Source organism: Psychrobacter sp. CX90, assembly GCF_057396305.2.
This window is the reverse complement of record NZ_CM182008.1, coordinates 717,489-737,040: the sequence shown is the minus strand read 5'-3', so window position 1 is coordinate 737,040 and position 19,552 is coordinate 717,489. Positions and strand designations below refer to the sequence as shown.

Genomic DNA, 19,552 nt, shown 5'->3' with positions numbered 1-19,552 from the left:
GAGCCACCAGCATGTATTATACACAAGCCTATTAAAATTTCAATATAATTTAGATTTTAAGATATGGCTTTAATATCTGTATGTTCTAAACTATATTTCGTTATTTAAAACAAATAAGAGCTTATTCAATATACATATTTAACAACCAAACCGGTGTGATAAAAATTTTCACACTAATTAGGTTTAAATTTATCCCTAAGCTTGCTACTCTCAATACTATGAAGAAACCTTGAATACGCTTATTTATAGCCTAAAGTGAAATAACTTCTAATTAACATTATTTAAAAGGATTGAGAGTCATGTCTATTCTTATCAGCAAATTACTACCTAAAGTTGGTTTAATAACTCTTGCAACTTTTGTTGGGGCTTTCGTTCAAGCCGCACAGGCCGAATCTACAGGTTACAATAAAATTAGTTTTAACGCTCAAGCGAGTCAAGAAGTTGAAAATGACGAAGTAACGGCGACTTTATATAAAAAAGCTCAAGCGACAACCCCTAAGCGCCTAGCTACTGAGCTAAACACCGCTATAAATTTGGCAATTAAAACTGCTAAAAAATACCCAACAGTTATTGCCACTACTGGTGCACAGAACACCTATCCAAAATATGATAAAAATGGAAAAATAACGGGTTGGGATGGGTCTGTAAGTGTTCATCTTAAAAGTAATGATTTTGCGGCTACGAGTAATTTAGTATCAGACTTACAGTCCGCATATGTGGTGCAAAATATTCAATTTGGCGTATCAGAAGCTAAGCAAGATAAAATAGAAAAAGAGCTTATGATCAAGGCTTCTAAAGCCTTTCAAGAACAAGCTAAATCGATGGCTAAAGCTTGGAATGCGAGTGGGTATCAAGTATTAGAAGTAGCATTAAATACTAATGGTGATTATCAATATAATCCTATCCCAGCCATGGCATCAAGCACTATGCGAAGTGAATCTATACCTTCTCAGGATTTTGCTGGGGGTAATAGCAAAGTAACCGTGATTGCTAATGGCTCAATTGAATTAATACCTTTTAAATAAGTGATTAATTAATCGCTGTCTCGTCCTAAAATATCATCAATCTATTTTAGGACGAGACAAAACCTTTTAGGTAACATTATTTATTAACTTAAAATACTGTACGAATGTGTATTCTGATTTACAGTATGAGCAGAAAATACAATATGAGCAGAAAACCACAAATTGACATCAATTGGGAGGCGCTCTAGTCAGAGCTAGCTAAGTATTTTTCTATATATTTTCTATGTTTTAAGGAAGCAATTAGTTAATGCCTGTTAATATTAATATTGCTTTTCTATACTAAGGTTGCTGAGCATACGTCATAAATTTCTATGTTTGCAAACGCTTGCAAACGTTTATTGTACTTGATGACGTTTATTTCGCATGATATTTCTATTTTGAATAACGTAAAATGGCATTGTTGCAGACTTTATTACCTTACCATTATTTGAAACTATATTGACTTCTAGAATATGGCCGCCAGGGTTAATCTCACTCGTGGCTATATTTGTGGTCTGTCCTAAACCTACCTGCCTACCATCAACTAATATAATTACCTTATCGCCACCTACCAATGCTGGGATTATATTAACTTGAACATCGATAGCCTCTACTGGTTTATGGTAAGCTCTAACTTTTTCGGGAGTGAGTATTTTTATCTTGTAATTTGCTGCTTTTAGTTTATTAGACTCATTTTCAACAAATATGTCATCGATAAAATGGTCATTGCTATCTAATCTTGTGTCAGGCTCATAATGAGATTGAAAATCTTGCAAACCAATCGCTGAGTTGGCAGCCTGCATTAGATTTGATAACTCAACTTCTTTAGGAAGGGTAATTCTTTCAACCTTATTTTTCTGAATACTTTTGTCAACCATGTCACGCTCATTGGTTAATAGCTTATCTGTATACTTCACACTACCATCAGGTTTAGTTATTTTGTATATATCTGCAAACCCCTGAGTGCTGGTTAACCCTATCGATAGAGAAAAAATAATTGGGTAAAATAAGTTTGACTTCATTGAGTTACTCATTTAAAGGTATTTAAGGGTTATATAGAACTCACATATTAGCACTGTAAGCGATTTTAACAAATACCTACGTTCTGCACTTGGTTTCTTTGGAAACTTTTAGACTACTTTTCTAGACGTTAATGTCGATCTCTACTATATTCTAATAAACCATAGAATATCTCAAGATAAATTCAATAAAAAATCCAGCTGCCGACAACGGTAACTGGATTTTAGTGATAAACAAAATGTAATGAGTTTTTTAAGTCACAAATACTCTTGAGTATCCAAAAGGATTAGCAGCTGTAATACATATCGAATTCAACAGGGTGTACGGTCGTATTCAAACGGCGCACCTCTTCTTCTTTCAATTCAATAAACCCTTCTAGCATACTCTTAGTGAATACATCACCTTTAAGTAGGAAATCATGGTCATCTTTAAGCGCTTGTAATGCCACCTCCAAGCTTTCAGCAACTGTTGGGATTGAGCCTTCCTCTTCTGGAGGCAAGTCATATAAGTTTTTATCAGCAGCATCGCCAGGGTGCATTTTATTCTGAATACCGTCAAGGCCAGCCATTAGTAGTGCAGCAAACGCTAAGTAAGGGTTAGCAGTTGGATCAGGGAAGCGCGCTTCAACACGCACGCCTTTTGGAGAGTTTACGTATGGAATACGAATAGAAGCTGAACGGTTACGCGCTGAATAAGCAAGCATAATAGGCGCCTCATAATGAGGTACTAAACGCTTATAACTGTTCGTTGATGGGTTAACAATTGCATTTAGCGCGCGTGCATGTTTAATAATGCCGCCAATGAAGAAAAGAGCAGTTTCTGATAGCCCAGCATACTCATCACCTGCAAAGGTATTGACGCCATCTTTAGAGATAGACATGTGAACGTGCATACCAGAACCATTGTCGCCAACGATTGGCTTAGGCATAAAGGTTGCTGTCTTACCAAACTGATGGGCTACGTTATGCACAACATATTTAAATTGTTGCACTTCATCCGCTTTACGAACCATAGTGTTAAACGACACACCAATTTCAGACTGACAGGAAGCCACTTCGTGATGATGTACTTCTACACGATCTGGGCCCATGATATCCTCTAAACGCTGACACATGACAGAACGTAAATCTTGTGAGCTATCTACTGGGGGCACTGGGAAATAACCACCTTTTACGCGTGGACGATGCGCCATATTGCCCCACTCGTATTCATTATCAGTCGACCACGCTGCTTCCTCAGCAGTGATACGATGACGGGCGCCAGACATATCGACAGACCATTTTACATCATCAAATACGAAGAATTCTGGCTCTGGACCAAAATACGCAGTATCACCAATACCCGTTGATTTTAGGTATTCTTCAGCACGACGTGCAATTGAACGGGGGTCACGCTCATATCCTTGCATCGTGGTTGGTTCAATGATGTCACAAGTTACAACCACTGTGGTTGCATCAAAAAATGGATCGACAAATGCCGTTTCTGGATCAGGACGCAAAATCATGTCAGAGGCCTCAATACCTTTCCAGCCTGCGACTGAAGAACCGTCAAACATTTTACCATCTTCTAGTACGTCTTCATCGATGGTAGAAGCTGGATAACTGATATGCTGTTCTTTACCACGGGTATCCGTAAAACGAAAGTCCACCCATTTGGCTTGAGACTCTTTGATTAAATCAAATAATTTGTTCGACATTCTATATCTCCATTAGTTATGTCACATTGAAAGTGATTGTATTTTTATACTGTTTTAAACCTCATTTACTTTAAGATTCCTTACCAGTATTGTCATGTCACATCATGATTTTTGGGTATAAGAGGTTGACTCATAACGGCTTAGTGTAAAGCCTAATCATTTGCTATTATCTTAAACCTTATTAAGTATAGGTTACAGCGCACAAAAATCATAGTAGCAATTAAAAACACGCTATTGGCAACTGATAACGTCCACAGGCACGATGCCTTATTGTCGGCTTTTGACAGTGTAATACACCTTTATGAAATTGATATATGCAACTCATATGCCATATTAGATCTTATCGATAAATATGATTTATCATGAAGTATGCGATGTTAAAAACGCAGTTTAAGCACAGATTCGAATGCAACATTTTTATATAAAACCAAAATAGTGCATGGTCAAAAGGTCTATCTGCACACTTATAGTGCATTTGCATTAAATATGGGCATAGATAACCCTATATTTGCGACTAATTTTTCCAATAAAGGTAACCATTAAGTTTATATCAGAGGACAGAAAAATATATTTAGATAATATGTAACAACTATTAAAAATGATAAGATATTACCTTTTAAATTGAATCTGGTATCTCATCAGTATGGTTTTGCTATTAGATAATTACGACAGCTTTACATACAACATAGTTCAATATCTTGAAATATTAGGCGTCGAGGTTGTTGTATGCAGGAATGATGCTATCGATATTCATGATATTATAAAGATGCAGCCACAAGGTATTGTGCTTGGCCCAGGTCCGGGGACTCCTGATGAGGCAGGCTTAACGTTAGCTTGTATATGTTATTTTACTGGAAAACTACCCATGTTCGGGGTGTGTCTTGGACACCAAGCTATAGCTCAGGCTTTTGGTGCAAGAATTGTAAGGGCTCAGCGAGTGATGCATGGACGAACATCAAGCGTGTATCATCATCAAGCTGGTGTTTTTAAAGGATTATCTAATCCCACTAATGTGACGCGCTATCATTCACTAATTATTGACAAAGCAACCTTGCCTGACGCCCTTGAAGTGACCGCTTGGACACCCTTAGCAACTTCAAACAGCCAAAAAAATGATACCGTTGTCGATGAGATAATGGCAATACGCCATAAAGAGTTTGCTATTGAGGGTGTGCAGTTTCATCCTGAATCTATTTTAAGTGAATCTGGACTGCATCTATTTAAGAATTTTTTAATAGTAAATAATTTGATATAAACAAGATTTTGTGATTTATCAGGCTACTATTAAACTAAAATCAGCTTATGCCTATACATTATGAGCAAATACCCTTAACCATCACGCATATTCTATCAATCATCTATATTATGCAGCCAAAGACGTGCTTTAAAAAATACGCTTAAAAGAATATGCTATTTAGTTAACATAATAGATATGAGTAAAAGACCTCAATAGCGATACTGTTGATAACACGACATAAATAGCCTAACTTACCCAGCTTTGGTTCCACCACAGCCTTATTACTCCAACATTCTAGAGTTAAATATTATGATAGCCTTACCCGTATCTACAACCGTAAATATGACAGATGAACAAATACATAACCTTCTAACCACTGCACTAGAACGCATACTAAAACGTATTGACCTTACCCAAAAAGAGATGCGAGAAGTTATGTCTATCATCATGGAAGGTCGCTGTCCTGATGCCATGATGGGTGCCTTATTAGTGGGTTTGAATATGAAGAGTGAGTCCATTGATGAGATTACTGCTTCTGCCAGTGTCATGCTAGATTTTGCTAAAAAAGTTGATTTAGAGGGTTGTAGTCATCTTGTTGATATTGTCGGTACAGGCGGAGATGGCAGTAACTTATTTAATGTATCAACAGCGTCAGCTTTCGTTGCAGCAGCAGCAGGTGCCCACGTGGCTAAACATGGAAACCGCGGGGTTTCTTCTAAATCGGGTAGCTCAGATTTGCTCGACCAAGCTGGGATTAACTTAAATGTTACGACAGATCAGACCCGCCAGTGTATTGAATCACAACATATTGGTTTTCTCTTTGCGCCAAACCATCATCAAGCTATGAAACATGCCATTCCAATTCGTCGTCAACTTAAGGTGCGTACTATCTTTAATATTTTAGGGCCCCTAACTAATCCCGCTGGGGTTAAAAACTCGGTCGTTGGTGTCTTTACTGATACATTATGCGAACCGCTTGCTTACGTCTTAAAGAATCTAGGTGCCAATCATGTGATGGTCGTAGGCTCAAAAGATGGTCTGGATGAGATTAGTCTCGCCACCAGTACCAAGGTCGCTGAACTAAAAGATGGCGAGGTCACCGTTTATGATATTTTCCCTGAGGACGCTGGTATAGATTCACAAACCTTAGTGGGTTTAAGTGTTGATTCTTCTCGCCAAAGCCTCGAACTTATTATCTCCGCTCTTTCAGGCAAAGAGGATAATGACTATGGCATTCATCCCAATAAGGTATCGAAGGCGCGTGATATGATTGCATTAAATGCAGGTGCTGCGATTTATGTGGCAGGACTAGCAAGTAACTTTGCTAATGGTGTCAATCAGGCACAAACGATCATCCAAAGTGGCGCTGCCCTAAAAAAATTAAATGATTTTGCAAAATTTACCCAGTCTTTTAACAATGCACCTACAAATAACCAGTAAGGTACTCATTGTTAGAACAAATAATTCTTAAACCTATATTCAGTAAATCCATTAAAGACCTGAGCTAATTATGACAAACCAAGCCATTCCCTCTATCTTAGAAAAAATCGTTCTAACCAAAGAGAGGGAGGTTGCAGCGGCAAAACAAACTAAAGACCTACCCTCGATAAAAGAAGAAGCCTTGGCACTTTATGAAAGCCAAAAAGTGCCGAGACGCGGATTTGCTATGGCTTTAAGGCTAAAACAAGCTGATGGTTTAGTTGCTATCATCGCTGAAATTAAAAAAGCATCGCCATCAAAAGGGGTTATTTCTCAGAACTTTAATCCTACCAAAATTGCTAAGCAATATGAGAAAGCTGGTGCTGCTTGCTTATCTGTACTGACTGATGAACAGTACTTCCAAGGCCATTCGCAATATCTGACTGAGGTAAAACAAGCCTGCAATTTACCTGTACTACGCAAAGACTTCATGATTGATGCTTATCAGATTTATGAGTCTTACCTAATGGGTGCTGATTGTATATTATTGATTGTGGCCTGTTTAAATGATGAAAAATTGTATGATCTGCACCGCATTGCTTGTCAACTTGGTATGGATGTATTAATTGAGGTACATACGCAACTTGAGATGCAGCGGGCATTAAAACTACCAGAATCAAAGCATAATATATATGGCATCAACAATAGAGACTTGAACACTTTTGATACAAACCTTAACACCTCTATAAAATTAAAAGCATTTATTGATGAGCATAATCATGAGAAGATTGAACACCCTCTCTCTAATGACTATTTACTCGTTACTGAGAGTGGCATTCATAATGCAAATGATATTGCTCTCATGCAAAACAACCATATCAACTGCTTCTTAATAGGTGAACAGTTTATGAAAACAGAACGCCCTGGCGATACACTTAAAGACTTATTAAACCAAATTGATTAAATGACCACTCAATAAATGTAGTTAATAATTTAATGCAGTCAGTGTGTCAGTCACCTCGCACTCTCTTTCTAACACTATTTTAGGTTGCTTTGTTAGCTTACTTTGATAGTTACGGGTTAAAGCGTATATACTAAGATTTCGAGCTAAATACACTACATTAATTTATGATGACTTATTTTTACCAGATACTGAATTAAAATCCGTAGGATATGAAACGACCACAACCTTTGATTGCAAACCAAGTCCTGTAAATTTGATAACGTAGGGCAATTTTTGCAAGAGATATCAATTATTTAAAGCGATACGTATTATTATGTCAAATTCTCTATTTTCTAAAGAAGTTCAAGAACAACTAAAAGACCTTAAAAGTGAACTAAGTAAAGGGCGAGCAACCGCCTCAACTGATCCTCAAAATGAAAAACCCACTGAACCTGTTTCACTGCCAACTCAAAAGCAGGTTAATAAAACAGTTAGGCAGCTTGACAGTGAACATATTGACGATGATAAGGTTTTATTTATGCAAGCAATGGCTGGGGTTAAACCTATTGCAGACAATAACACCATTTCAGATGTGGCAAAACCGAAAGTCACTAAGCCAGACGCAACCACCTTATCAAAACGTGCCGCTGCACAAGGGGAGGATGCTGAGCTATTAGATTCAGGATTATCTGATATGCAGGCCTTGCTAAACCCTGTTAGCGGCGATGCCTATTTAATGTATAAAAAAACCACCCTACAAAACAAGGTGTTTAATCAGCTTAAACAAGGGAAGCTACGCTGGTATGATGCCGTAGATATCCATGGTTGTACCATTGATGAAGCACGTGTAGCAATGACGAAGCTTATTGCTCAAGCAAAATCTAATAACGAAACTGTGGTAAAAATTGTCCACGGTAAAGGGGTTGATGCCGTTCTAAAAACTTGCGTCAATGGTTGGTTACGCCAATTACCTGAAGTATTGGGCTTCTGTTCTGCGCCGCCTAAAGATGGGGGCAATGGTGCTGTGCTTGTACTGTTGAAAAAAGATAAGTCTGATAAATGACTAACCACATTGATTTGAAAGAAATTTTAGCACGCTGTTATAGACCCGTCAGAAAGCTATTAGGTAGCTAATAGCAAATTATAGGTTTTTCATTTACCCACTTATGACTTAAAAGCCCCTCATTGCAGAGGGGCTTTTACCAACTTTAATCTGATATGAGAAAGGACAAGGTAATTTTACAATAAGTACTTTCAAGAAAATTACTTTTGCAATAAGTACTTTTACGATAATGAAGCTTGATGGTTAATCATTTCCGGCCTCACTCATGAGATTTGGCTGCTTTGATGCATATGACTGCTTTGATTCGATAGTAATTTGTTGTGCAGGGAGTGCATGTTCTACAGCGTAGTTTTCAACCTCTTTTAGTATGTCAATTATGAGCTGCGATTGCATTTCATAAAACTGCATCAGTCCATCACTGGCATAAACATAAGCACGAATCTCAATCATCATTGAGTCTTGTCGTAGCTCAGCAATCCTCACTTGATTCCATTCAGAGTTTGTAAACTCATGATTTATAATAAATTCATTCATCCCTTGCAAAAAATGTTCTATAGTCTCCGCATCAACATTTCTTTTAATATAAATATTATGCAAGAAATGATGCATGTCTCTAGAAGTAAAGTTTTCGATAGACATTGATGAAAAATCGCCATTGGGCACAGTCACAACCGTACGGTTCATTGTTCTGATACGGGTGGAACGTATCCCGATATCAATAACCGTTCCTTCTAATTCTCCAAACTTACAGTAGTCCCCCACTCGCACTGGCTGATCTGCAACGACAACGACGCTACCCACCAAATTTTCAATCATTTTTTGTGCACCAAGTGCCAATGCTAAACCACCAACACCAAGAGCAGCTATCCCTGTAGTTAAATCAAAGCCTAAGTTACCAAAAATAAAAATTGCCGCTAAAATCAAAAATAATGCTTTTACCAACTTTCTTAGTAAACTTAATATAGACACTCGCTCAGTGTGATTTCGCTTATAACTTTCGCGTTCAGCTCGATTAAAAACAGCATCTACCACACGCAGTAATAACCACGTTAGCGCAAACCAACCAACAATATCTTTAATTCGGTTGACAGGCTCTCTTACTATCACTGAGACACCAGTGTAAACCATAACCTCATAAAGTATGATTGATGTAATCACTAAAGATAAAGGTAAGATGAATTTTGCATCGAAAGGTAATGGCTTTTTACGTACCGATGGATAATAACTCTTTAATACCAAATATAGTAGCCCAACAATTAGGTATGAGACGGCCACACAAAATAAAGCCAAAAAAATGACGGCCATAATGTCAGCGAAGTTATAGCCAGCAATTGCCTTACCTTTTAATGGCTCTAAAGTATATCTATCAATAATAGAACTTTGCTGCGATAAATCAGCATTTTTAATAGCATTAACTGTCTCTGAAGATATTTGCCAATATTTATTACCATGCTCAGCAGTTTTTCGCACCATCATTAAATCAATGAGCTGATCATCTACAGTTATGGTGCCTATTTTTTCTCTATTTGGAGGAAGCTTATCTGCCAAGTTACCTGCTGGGTCATTGCTAATTTTTAACTCATTATTCAGTCGCCCTCCTGTATCCAAAGCCAACTTAATTTGACGCACTAGCTCCACTGAATTATCACTTGACTGCAACTCTAAGTAATTCGATGCTAATGATTCGTCATTTTGCGATAATGAATTGATGAATCCTTGCATTGTACTGCGTGGCGTCTGACGCCCAAAAGGATCTATTATATCGGCAGAAGATGCTACTGCTGTATCTTGAACGGCTTCTTCTGCATAAGCATTAAATGAAAATAGCACTCCCAGTACAACAAAAGTCCTAACCAAAAAGGTCTTTATCCATATAAGTAAAGACGAAATAGAGCTATTTTTAGGACTTATGCTTAGGAGGTTAATATATAGCTTCTTTTCTTCCATATCGGTAGACTTATCCAACGATATTTTCGATGTTTTTTGCATATAAATATCAACTCTTTGATGGGGTTTAGTCTGAAGTATCCGTTTAATGACATTTAAAGTTCTAGTGTTAGTTTCTATGTTAATTTTTTAGAAAATAAAAGGGTTTATACTCCAATATTATCTCATTAATGCAGTCAAATAATAATTTATCTTTATTGCAGAGGAGGATTTTAGAGTATTGTTCTACATTCTATGCTCATCTTAGCAAGGGCATTTAAGTTCATGTATATTGCTGCAATTACTAAGGAAGCTCATTAGTAGAAGCTGCTAAACTTTTAAAGTTAATAGGTCATTGACTAATATTGTAAAGCTTTAAAATAAATAGTCGCATCATGAAAGCGATTAATCTAAACATGAAAAAAACTCGTCATATTAGCATTTATTTCAATTAGAATTCCCTCATAATATGTGTTACTGATTTGTAACTTTTTCTTAATATAGCTAACTAGATTGTAGGCCACTCAATGAAAATTCTTCACACTTCGTTATATAAAAGCATATATAAACATCTAAATAAAAGCACGATTACTCTTAACTCTCAAGCACTGTTAACAAATTCTGCATTAGCTATTACTGCATCCGCAATAGTGACCTTGCCAGCATTGGCACAAGATGAACTAAATTCACAGACGCCTAAAGTTACATTACCGACAATCATAGTTACCGCAACGCGGACCCCGACTGCGATGAATAATACGATTGCGCAAACACGAGTGATTGATAGCGAAGCCTTAAAGCGCTATCAAGGCCAAACTGTTTTAGATGTGATCAAACATCAACCAGGTTTTTCATTTAAACAAGATGGTAGCATGGGGCAAAGCAGTAACTTTTATGTGCGGGGTCATGACAGTAAACGTGTATTGGTACTCATTGATGGCATTCGTTATGGCTCAATGACTACCGGACAACCGAACTTGGGGCTGTTACCTGCTGATCAAATTGATCGTATTGAGATTTTATATGGGGCATTTGGGTCAAGTGTTTACGGATCTGATGCGATGGGTGGCGTGATTCAAATATTTACTAAAGGAAGAGAGGCTAATGTCTCAAATATATCGGCCACTGCTGGTTATGGCTCAAATGATCATTATATAGTTGGAGCTACTGGACAATGGGTATCAAATACGCAAAATGGTCAAACTCCTACCACAGTAAGCATATCTGCAAGTCTCAATGAAACCGATGGTATTAGTGCGCTTGATAACCAAACTGGTCACAATAAAGACGCAGATGGTTTTACCAGTAAAAATGGTGCTATTTCAATCAACTCTGCTGTGTCAGAAAATTTGACCCTAGGTGCGAATGCTTTATATAGCGATTCTACTTCAGATTTTGATGACTATTCGAACGAAGAAGGCGCTTATATAGATCAAAAAAATGGTTCTTACTCTGTATTTGCTGATTTCAAAGATAATAAAATCGGATTAAAAGTAACGGCGGGTCAAAGCGTAGACGATCTGGATAATAATCTAGGGGATGCCTTTCAAACCAAACAAACTCAAGCTACTCTAATAGGTACTTATGCACTTCCTATAGGTAATGCTATTACGGGCCTGGAATGGTTAGAGCAAGATGTCAATGTGACGCCGAATAAGGTATCTCCAAACTATCAAGGGTTTTTAAAAAATGAAAGAAAGGTTAAGAGTGGCTTTTTAGGCTATCAGCTAAATTCGGATAAGTATGATTTTCAAGCCAATATACGCCATGATGATAACTCCCAATTTGACAATGAGACTACCTATGGCGTTGGTACTTCTTTCAATTTAGCGGATAACCTACGTGTTGGTGCTAATTATGCGACTGGCTTTCGTGCGCCCTCTTTAAACGACCTATATGTAAAAAGTAATTATTACACGCCCAACCCTGATTTAAAAGTTGAAACCACTGACAATACGGAAGTGTTTGTAGAATATGATGATACTATTAACAATATTCGTTTAACTGCGTATCAATCTGATGTCGAAAATCTTATTGATAACCAATATGATACAGATACCGGTAAATACAAAGCAACAAATGTAGATAATGTACGCTTACAAGGCATTAGTCTAACCACTGACTGGAGTATCAATAATTATGTTTTAGGTGGTCAATATGATTATTTAGATACTGAAGTAAAATCTGAGGTAAATAAAGGCAACCAACTGGTTTACAGACCAAAAAACTCTGGTCTAGTGTACATGGGGTATAAAGCCAATAACTTTGACGTGCGTAGCGAGCTACAATACATTGGAAGCCGTTTTAACAATGCAACTAATAGTTCTAAGCTACCAGACTATCAATTGGTTAATATTGCAGCTAGTTATGATTTAAATCCCAATCTAACAGTATCTACCAGAATTAATAACGTGTTGAACGAAGATTATTCAACCAATGAGACTTTTGGTAAATATGCCTCTCGTTACAATCATGATGGAACCAACTATTTAGTTTCTTTAACTTACACCGCAAGATAACGTTAACTATCAAAATATAATAAAAGCTACTCAGTTCAATATTGAGTGGCTTTTTCTTACTTACAGATTAATAATAGCGTCATCGATAATCATCTACTCAGCTACTTTAAGAGGCAAATTCTCTGGAAAATAACTACGCAAATAAGCTATCGCTGCAATTATCGCTTCATCAACCAGCTCTTTAGTAATTCTACCATTTCGTCTATATGACATGGTAAATACACTATTAACAATGTTGTAGGCCACTAAAAATAAATTATTAATGTTATCAAGCTTGGGAATATCATAGTATTCCGTTAGTTTCTTTAAGATTAGATCAGTAATTTGTCCATCAATTTCAACCCCATAATCATCGCCCTCAAAATCAGGCGTATTGGTCTCGTAAATTAATTTAGCCTTAGTAATGTCTTCAGCAAAAATATCCACCCCTTTTTGCATAACGGCTTCAACATACCCCTGCCATGATCCGCATTCAGCAACCTCTACTGTTTCGAGAGTGTCCAGTATTTCAATAGCATTTAGAAAACGCAGCGCTAAGAAAATCGCTTCAATATTTGGGAAAAAATGATACGCAGAAGCCCGAGGAATATCCGCCTTTTCACAAACATCTGCTAGAGTAACAGCATGCACCGGCTGAGTCTCACATAGCTCCTTAGCTGCCATCAAAAGTTTTTGGCGTCGTACTCTGCCTTGCTTACTGGTAAATTTGAATTTATTCGGTACTAACTTCTTTGCTAAATCAGAATCTACCAAAATATCTTCAATGATATCTTCACGAACGTCAAACATAATAAAACTCTTTAAATATAATTAAAAACTAGCTCATAAGGTCTATAGTCACATAAGGCCTATAATAGTGTATGCAAATTTACCAACGATACTGTGCCTAGACTAGTAAAGGTACATTTAAAAACAATATCGAGTAAAAACAATATCGAGAGTTATAAGCCACACTTTATTGTAACTTGATTTTCGCTCGTACTATACCATGATCAGAAAATCTGTCTGCATAGTCACTTTTTAAATGGTCGTTGAAATAATCGACACGTTCTACTTCTCCAAGGGAATACTTACTATCTACTAAGAATTCTTCGGAAACAAACAACTGATCTATCACTTCTGGCATACCTTGGTAAAGATGGGTATAAGCAACATCTCTCATCCACCCATAGCTTGTTTGTACTCGAGCCGCATCAAACAATGCAACATCACGCATTGACTTATCGTAAGTAACTTCACTTGTTTCAGCCAAGAGCTGTGTTGTGACACTATCCGTTACATCATTCATATCTCCCAGTAGAATGAGAGGATGATCGGTGCGGTAAAGTTTATCTATAATATATAGTCTTATTGAGGCTGCTTCAGCCGCTCTCATACACAAGCTTCTAAGCTTAGCACGCACTCTTAACAACGGATCGTCATAATCTTCCAAGCGCCTTCCCTCTTCATCACGCAAATAGTGAGGACGTTTACTTTTTAGATGGGCAGTCATTACCGTTATCGACTGACCAAACACATCTAATGTAGCTACTAACGGAGGACGGTTAAATTTCTCATAAAGCCCCTGATCGGGAATATCTATGACCGCTAATGGATTTAAGTCAGTTAATATATCCCAATGGCTAACTTTAAAGCGAGATATTAACCCTAAAGCAGGTGTATGCTGTGCACCGCCACCTAAAGTAAGCAGATTGGTACTATCATTACTTGCCAAAGGTGCTAGAGCTTGTGACGGTTCGAAGCCAAGCTTCACTGCAAGATCTTGTAGCGCCTTTTCATCCCAAACCTCTTGAAAGGCATAGATATCCGATCTGGCGTTTTTTAATAAATCAGAGAGACCATTTACTTTATGTTGGTATTGCGGCTCAGTATATACATCCATATTTTTATAGAATACCCGATTAGGCAGAGCCAAATTAAGTAAATTACTGGTAGCAATATAAAACTCTTTATCGTGAATAGGGTCATTTTTCATTTATCTGTATATCCAACTCGATGCCATTTTTAAGCTTTAAGTGTCTATTTTTAAGCTTTAAGTGTCTATTTTTAATAGTGTCAACGGTACAAGCATAATACAAGATATGACTATAGAATACTTATTCTGGTACAAATTTACTAACTTATCATCAAATCCCATCATCAAATAGTACGCGTGCTCACAATTACTGAAGAATCTTATCTATGGCGCTATGCCATTTAGATAAATGTGACTGGCGCTCATCTTCTGAAATTATTTGCTCAAAATATTTATCCAGTATCCAAGATTCATTTATAGTAGTGTCATCATACAAACCACTTTTTATGCCAGCCATAAGCGCTGCACCTTTAGCAGTTATTTCCGTATCTTTTGGCCGACTGACTGGTACCCCAAGTAAGTCGGCTTGAAATTGCATTAATAAGTCATTTTTAGCGGCACCGCCATCTACTCTTAGTTCAGTCAATGGATTCGGGCTATCCTTTTGCATCGCATCTAGCACATCATAAGTTTGAAAGGCGATCGATTCTAGCGCTGCTCTTGCAATGTGTGATTTGGTAGTGCCACGCGTCATTCCAGAGATACTCGCTGTAATGTCTGAGCGCCAATATGGCGCACCTAACCCAGTAAACGCAGGAACTAATACAACACCTTCACTGTCATCAACGCTGCTAGCAAGTCGTTCAATATCATGCGACTTCGTAAACAAACCTATATTATCTCGTAGCCACTGCACAATAGCGCCAGCCATAAACACACTACCCTCTAATGCATAAGTTGTCTCACGTTTACTCGGATTTAAAATACGTCTTCCAGATTCCACAAGTCGGGTCAGCCTAGGCGACTCATGATCACTTTGAAGACTATATAGACGGCGCTGCCAAGCCACTGTGGTTAATAATTTATGCTGGCTTAATTTAGGGGTATCGCCAATATTCATCAGCATAAAACAGCCAGTGCCATAGGTGTTTTTTGCCATACCTGCTTTTAAACACCCCTGTCCAAACAAAGCAGCTTGTTGGTCGCCTAATACAGCATTGATAGGTATTTGTTTTGCAAACAATCCTTTTTTAGTTTTGCCAAACTCTCCATCAGAAGGCACGACTCTTGGTAGGGTCTGCTCAGATATATTAAATTGATCGAGCAAACTCTGCGACCAACTCAAGCTATTAATATCATACAGCAAGGTACGTGAGGCATTGGTAACGTCAATAACGTGCTCCCCACCAGTCAGGTTATAAATAAGCCAACTATCTATAGTGCCAAAGCATATCTCATTACGCTGTGTCTTCCCTTTTAGCTTTGGGTCATTATTTAAAAAGTTATCTAAAAGCCAAACTATCTTGCTAGCACTAAAATAGGGATCAATACGCAGACCGGTAATAGAGTGAATATAAGACTGCATATCAATCTTGGACTGATCAAGTGCCTGTTTTTTTAATGCTTGGCACCAACTTTCAGTGCGTCTATCTTGCCACACGATAGCTGGAGCCAATGGTTCTCCAGACTGTTTATCCCAAACAACTATTGTTTCACGCTGATTGGTTATGGCGAGGCTGGAAATATCTGTTGCCAAAAGCCCTGCCTCGTTGATTGCATCATGTGCGCATCCTATTTGAGTGTGCCAAATTTGCAAGGCATCTTGTTCAACGTAATTAGCTTTAGGTGTGCTTAACGTAATAGCTCGTTGTGAAATTTGAATGGGCTGAGCTTTATCATCATATATGATTGCTCGGCTTGAGGTTGTCCCTTGATCCAATGCTAAAACGTAGCCAGCCACACCATTCTCCTAATATACTAATAGTTAACGCGTTAAATAAAATATCCTAATACTGTGTTTAAATATCGACGTCCTAATTCTGTCGGTTGTATGATCTCGAGGTTATTAACTAATAACCCTCTATCACGTAGCTTATCAAGTATCGGTAAAATTGTATCTTCGTGAAGGCCAGTTCGCTCGCTGAACAATCCAACGGGTACGCCTTGAGTTAAGCGTAGCGCATTTAGCATAAATTCCCCAGTGAGCGCTTCATCAGCCACAGTGGTCAAGCTGACATATTTGGGATAATTGTCATAGCTCATATAATCTTTGGGTAATCTTGATTTACTAAAACGGTATATCCCTTCTCTTAGCTGTGTTTCTGAGTCAAACTTTGCATTCACTTGCCAGTTGTTACCTATGGTAATTTTGCCATGTGCGCCCGCGCCGATGGCCATATAATCGCCAAACCGCCAATAGTTCACATTGTGATGACAAGGCTGGTCTTTGTGCTCAAAACTTTCATTAACCCATGCTGAAACTTCATAGTTATTGTATCCCAGACTTTTAAGAAGCGCGCTCCCCTGCTCTTCAATTTCGCCTAGTTTTTCATCGTCTGGTAATATTGGTTTCTTTCGATAAAACACAGTATTGGGTTCGATTGTGAGCTGATACCATGATATATGCGTTGCTCCAGCATGGCTTGCTAGTTTAATATCCTTTAATGCATCTTCTACTGTCTGTTGTGGTAAACCATGCATCAAATCTATATTAATTCGCTTGAATCCTGCTTCTCGCGCTGACCTTGCTGCCACAATCGCTTGATTGGCATCATGGATTCGTCCTAAAGCTTTAAGTTTGCTATCAGCAAAACTTTGCACACCAAGTGACAGCCTGTTGATACCAACCTCCAAATATTCTGAAAAAGGGGCGTGTTCTAGTGTGCCTGGATTGGCCTCCATAGTGACTTCCATATCATCAGCAAATGGTAAAACCTCACGTAAATGTTTAAAAAGTCGCTTGTACTGAACGATGGGTAGCAAAGAGGGTGTGCCGCCACCAATGAAGATAGAAGATATTTGACGATTTTGAATAAAGGGTAATTGCGAGTCAACATCAGCGATAAGAGCCGTCACATAATCTGAAAAATAATCAGTATTAGGATCAGCTCGACCAAAAACTTTTGTTTTATTGCCGTCATTTTCCGGCAACGTATGTGAGTTAAAGTCACAGTAAGGGCATTTTTTAATGCACCAAGGTATGTGAATGTATAAGGTAAGAGGCATTTTGGTAATATTAATCAAAGAGGACATATACTTAAGGTCTTATGCTAAAAGGCAGATGATGTTATAGTCATGGCGTTTTTACGCTCATTGTTAAGGTAATAGTTTCATTTAAAAGTAGCACGTGACTTATTATACTGTGCTCTGTTGTTAGTATCATACTACGACCTGTGGCTAGGGCGTGTTTAATATTTGCTCAACGCAGTATTAGATGCTGTATTAAAGCTTTGTTGGTTCATTAAAGTCGAAATATATTTAATGTCATTTAACCTCACTACATCTTATAAAAATATAACGCTCTAAAATAGAGAAACGTAGGTAACAAGCAATATACGCGTACATATAACTGATGAGCTATTTGAATGTGGTTTTTGATAACCAATACACTTAATTAACAGTACACTTGCTTATCTTTGTCAAAAATTCAAGGGGACTTAACGCAATGAAACACATAAAAAAACTGGGTGCATTAACGACTATTTTAGTCACAGCTATTGGTATAACAGCCTGTGGCGGTAGCGATTCTGATGAGGTTATTAGTAAAGTCAAAGAAGAATATGATCGTATTGAAGATGATGTCAAAGACGAATACGCGAGAGTCGAAGATAAACTGAGCCCTGCTGAGAAAGATATGGCAACCATTTTAGAGTCGATTTTTTTACCTGAAAATACAGATGAAACTTTAGATAAATTTCTCGATAAAATTACCCCAGAAGGTGGTAAGGGTGGATTATACGCAGGACATTTTGTCGAACTAGAGGATGGCAATAACAGTGACATAGATATTGGCGCTGTTTATTTTGACATAAGTGAGCATGCAGCAGGCAGTGTTAATGGGCATATCAGCTATCAACAAGCCAAATGTCAAAACAACACAACTTTGTCTACTGACTCAGCAATTAAAGTAGATAACTTTTTTACAGGAAAACTGTCTGGCAGTCTAGACACACCAGAGTTTTTAGATATTAAATATATTAGAGACTTAGATATTGCTACACCGAATATCTTATCAACCTTCAGCGGTAAATTTAATGATAAAATTGAGGGTAAGCCTTGGACAGGATCATTTGAGTACCAAGATGGGTTAGGAGGTAAAGAGCTGTCTTCTGGTAAAGATAACTGTAAGGTTACTTACACTTTATCTCAGCGCTCAAATTTCGCAGCATACCCACTTGATTTTAACCGTGGCGATTTAGATGTAAAACTAAGCGGTATTGGAACAACAAAACAGTTAAACTGGTCCGCACCTTTAAATGCCCACTTAACTCTAATCAGCCAAATCAATGTGAACAAAGCTGAAACTGGTGCGAATGGTTATGTGGTTAACCAGGTCATCCAAGGAAGTGACACTAACGTGTTTAATCCAATGATGACTACTGACCCTACTAACTATGCATTTGTCGTCCAAGTATTTGATAGTAGTAATCGTTTAATCGGTTTTGAGTCTACCATTGCTGATTTACCAGATGCTAAATGATGGATACACAAACACAGTAATGAGTGAAGTAAATTGAGTGTAAACATGGCCTGCCGTATGGGCGGGTTGTTTTATTTTTTAATCGCTTCAAAAATGACACCAAACGGTAGAGTCATTTGAAACTCTGATAATTGAGCGTCTTAAAATGTGCCAGCATTAAGCGGCAGTTTTTTAAAGCCTAACTATAGCTCATTAAATTAAAGCACTTATTACATTAAAGCGCTTTTTAAA

The 19,552-nt window shown here is 37.7% G+C and carries 14 protein-coding genes; 7 read left to right on the top strand and 7 right to left on the bottom strand.

Features of this window, described 5'->3' with window-relative positions; genetic code table 11:
• Window positions 1-299: 299 nt before the first annotated feature.
• Window positions 300-1,025, top strand: a complete 726-nt coding sequence (locus AC2SLN_RS02970; protein WP_486548658.1) for an SIMPL domain-containing protein — start codon at window positions 300-302, stop codon at window positions 1,023-1,025.
• A 335-nt stretch (window positions 1,026-1,360) separates the two neighbouring features.
• Here AC2SLN_RS02970 and AC2SLN_RS02965 read toward each other — a convergent pair whose 3' ends face one another.
• Together AC2SLN_RS02965 and glnA are read right to left on the bottom strand one after the other, a co-directional pair.
• A complete protein-coding gene (locus tag AC2SLN_RS02965; RefSeq protein WP_486548659.1) occupies window positions 1,361-2,026 on the bottom strand; it encodes a hypothetical protein in 666 nt (221 codons plus the stop codon).
• Between the two features lie 284 nt (window positions 2,027-2,310).
• Complete coding sequence (gene glnA / locus AC2SLN_RS02960; protein ID WP_486529976.1) at window positions 2,311-3,720, bottom strand: type I glutamate--ammonia ligase; 1,410 nt, start codon at window positions 3,718-3,720, stop codon at window positions 2,311-2,313.
• Window positions 3,721-4,363: 643 nt separating this feature from the next.
• Between glnA and AC2SLN_RS02955 the strand changes: the two genes are divergently transcribed.
• From AC2SLN_RS02955 to AC2SLN_RS02940, 4 genes are all read left to right on the top strand, one after another.
• Window positions 4,364-4,975 (top strand): anthranilate synthase component II, encoded by a 612-nt coding sequence (locus tag AC2SLN_RS02955; RefSeq protein WP_486548660.1) that lies wholly within the window; start codon window positions 4,364-4,366, stop codon window positions 4,973-4,975.
• Window positions 4,976-5,266: 291 nt separating this feature from the next.
• Window positions 5,267-6,397, top strand: coding sequence for an anthranilate phosphoribosyltransferase (gene trpD / locus AC2SLN_RS02950; protein WP_486548661.1), 1,131 nt, complete (start codon window positions 5,267-5,269; stop codon window positions 6,395-6,397).
• 70 nt (window positions 6,398-6,467) lie between these two features.
• Entirely contained in the window at window positions 6,468-7,340 is an 873-nt protein-coding gene (trpC, locus tag AC2SLN_RS02945; RefSeq protein ID WP_486548662.1) for an indole-3-glycerol phosphate synthase TrpC, read from the top strand.
• Between the two features lie 313 nt (window positions 7,341-7,653).
• Window positions 7,654-8,382, top strand: a complete 729-nt coding sequence (locus AC2SLN_RS02940) for a Smr/MutS family protein (RefSeq protein ID WP_486548663.1) — start codon at window positions 7,654-7,656, stop codon at window positions 8,380-8,382.
• Window positions 8,383-8,625: 243 nt separating this feature from the next.
• On the opposite strand, the gene AC2SLN_RS02935 is transcribed toward AC2SLN_RS02940, so the two are convergent.
• Window positions 8,626-10,371 (bottom strand): mechanosensitive ion channel family protein, encoded by a 1,746-nt coding sequence (locus AC2SLN_RS02935; RefSeq protein ID WP_486548664.1) that lies wholly within the window; start codon window positions 10,369-10,371, stop codon window positions 8,626-8,628.
• Window positions 10,372-10,835: 464 nt separating this feature from the next.
• Between AC2SLN_RS02935 and AC2SLN_RS02930 the strand changes: the two genes are divergently transcribed.
• Entirely contained in the window at window positions 10,836-12,827 is a 1,992-nt protein-coding gene (locus AC2SLN_RS02930; RefSeq protein ID WP_486548665.1) for a TonB-dependent receptor plug domain-containing protein, read from the top strand.
• A 93-nt stretch (window positions 12,828-12,920) separates the two neighbouring features.
• On the opposite strand, the gene AC2SLN_RS02925 is transcribed toward AC2SLN_RS02930, so the two are convergent.
• The 4 genes from AC2SLN_RS02925 to hemW all read right to left on the bottom strand — a co-directional run bounded on the left by AC2SLN_RS02925 (window position 12,921) and on the right by hemW (window position 17,874).
• Window positions 12,921-13,616, bottom strand: a complete 696-nt coding sequence (locus AC2SLN_RS02925; RefSeq protein WP_486548666.1) for a TetR/AcrR family transcriptional regulator — start codon at window positions 13,614-13,616, stop codon at window positions 12,921-12,923.
• A gap of 166 nt (window positions 13,617-13,782) precedes the next feature.
• Window positions 13,783-14,802: an endonuclease/exonuclease/phosphatase family protein gene (locus AC2SLN_RS02920; RefSeq protein ID WP_486548667.1), complete on the bottom strand. Its 1,020-nt coding sequence runs from the start codon at window positions 14,800-14,802 to the stop codon at window positions 13,783-13,785.
• A gap of 187 nt (window positions 14,803-14,989) precedes the next feature.
• Window positions 14,990-16,582, bottom strand: a complete 1,593-nt coding sequence (gene glpK / locus AC2SLN_RS02915; RefSeq protein ID WP_486548668.1) for a glycerol kinase GlpK — start codon at window positions 16,580-16,582, stop codon at window positions 14,990-14,992.
• A gap of 32 nt (window positions 16,583-16,614) precedes the next feature.
• On the bottom strand, window positions 16,615-17,874 hold the full coding sequence (hemW, locus tag AC2SLN_RS02910) for a radical SAM family heme chaperone HemW (RefSeq protein WP_486548669.1): 1,260 nt from the start codon (window positions 17,872-17,874) through the stop codon (window positions 16,615-16,617).
• 412 nt (window positions 17,875-18,286) lie between these two features.
• Here hemW and AC2SLN_RS02905 point away from each other — a divergent pair, with 412 nt between their 5' ends.
• On the top strand, window positions 18,287-19,321 hold the full coding sequence (locus tag AC2SLN_RS02905) for a hypothetical protein (RefSeq protein WP_486548670.1): 1,035 nt from the start codon (window positions 18,287-18,289) through the stop codon (window positions 19,319-19,321).
• The last annotated feature ends 231 nt before the right edge of the window (window positions 19,322-19,552 follow it).

What these genes read in the sequence shown, in the direction of transcription:
- hemW (WP_486548669.1), bottom strand. Translation starts at nt 17,874, where the DNA reads ATGTCCTCTTTGATTAATATTACCAAAATGCCTCTTACCTTATACATT.
- AC2SLN_RS02920 (WP_486548667.1), bottom strand. Translation starts at nt 14,802, where the DNA reads ATGAAAAATGACCCTATTCACGATAAAGAGTTTTATATTGCTACCAGT.
- AC2SLN_RS02965 (WP_486548659.1), bottom strand. Translation starts at nt 2,026, where the DNA reads ATGAAGTCAAACTTATTTTACCCAATTATTTTTTCTCTATCGATAGGG.
- AC2SLN_RS02935 (WP_486548664.1), bottom strand. Translation starts at nt 10,371, where the DNA reads ATGCAAAAAACATCGAAAATATCGTTGGATAAGTCTACCGATATGGAA.
- AC2SLN_RS02925 (WP_486548666.1), bottom strand. Translation starts at nt 13,616, where the DNA reads ATGTTTGACGTTCGTGAAGATATCATTGAAGATATTTTGGTAGATTCT.
- AC2SLN_RS02905 (WP_486548670.1), top strand. Translation starts at nt 18,287, where the DNA reads ATGAAACACATAAAAAAACTGGGTGCATTAACGACTATTTTAGTCACA.
- trpD (WP_486548661.1), top strand. Translation starts at nt 5,267, where the DNA reads ATGATAGCCTTACCCGTATCTACAACCGTAAATATGACAGATGAACAA.
- AC2SLN_RS02930 (WP_486548665.1), top strand. Translation starts at nt 10,836, where the DNA reads ATGAAAATTCTTCACACTTCGTTATATAAAAGCATATATAAACATCTA.
- trpC (WP_486548662.1), top strand. Translation starts at nt 6,468, where the DNA reads ATGACAAACCAAGCCATTCCCTCTATCTTAGAAAAAATCGTTCTAACC.
- AC2SLN_RS02970 (WP_486548658.1), top strand. Translation starts at nt 300, where the DNA reads ATGTCTATTCTTATCAGCAAATTACTACCTAAAGTTGGTTTAATAACT.
- AC2SLN_RS02955 (WP_486548660.1), top strand. Translation starts at nt 4,364, where the DNA reads ATGGTTTTGCTATTAGATAATTACGACAGCTTTACATACAACATAGTT.
- glnA (WP_486529976.1), bottom strand. Translation starts at nt 3,720, where the DNA reads ATGTCGAACAAATTATTTGATTTAATCAAAGAGTCTCAAGCCAAATGG.
- AC2SLN_RS02940 (WP_486548663.1), top strand. Translation starts at nt 7,654, where the DNA reads ATGTCAAATTCTCTATTTTCTAAAGAAGTTCAAGAACAACTAAAAGAC.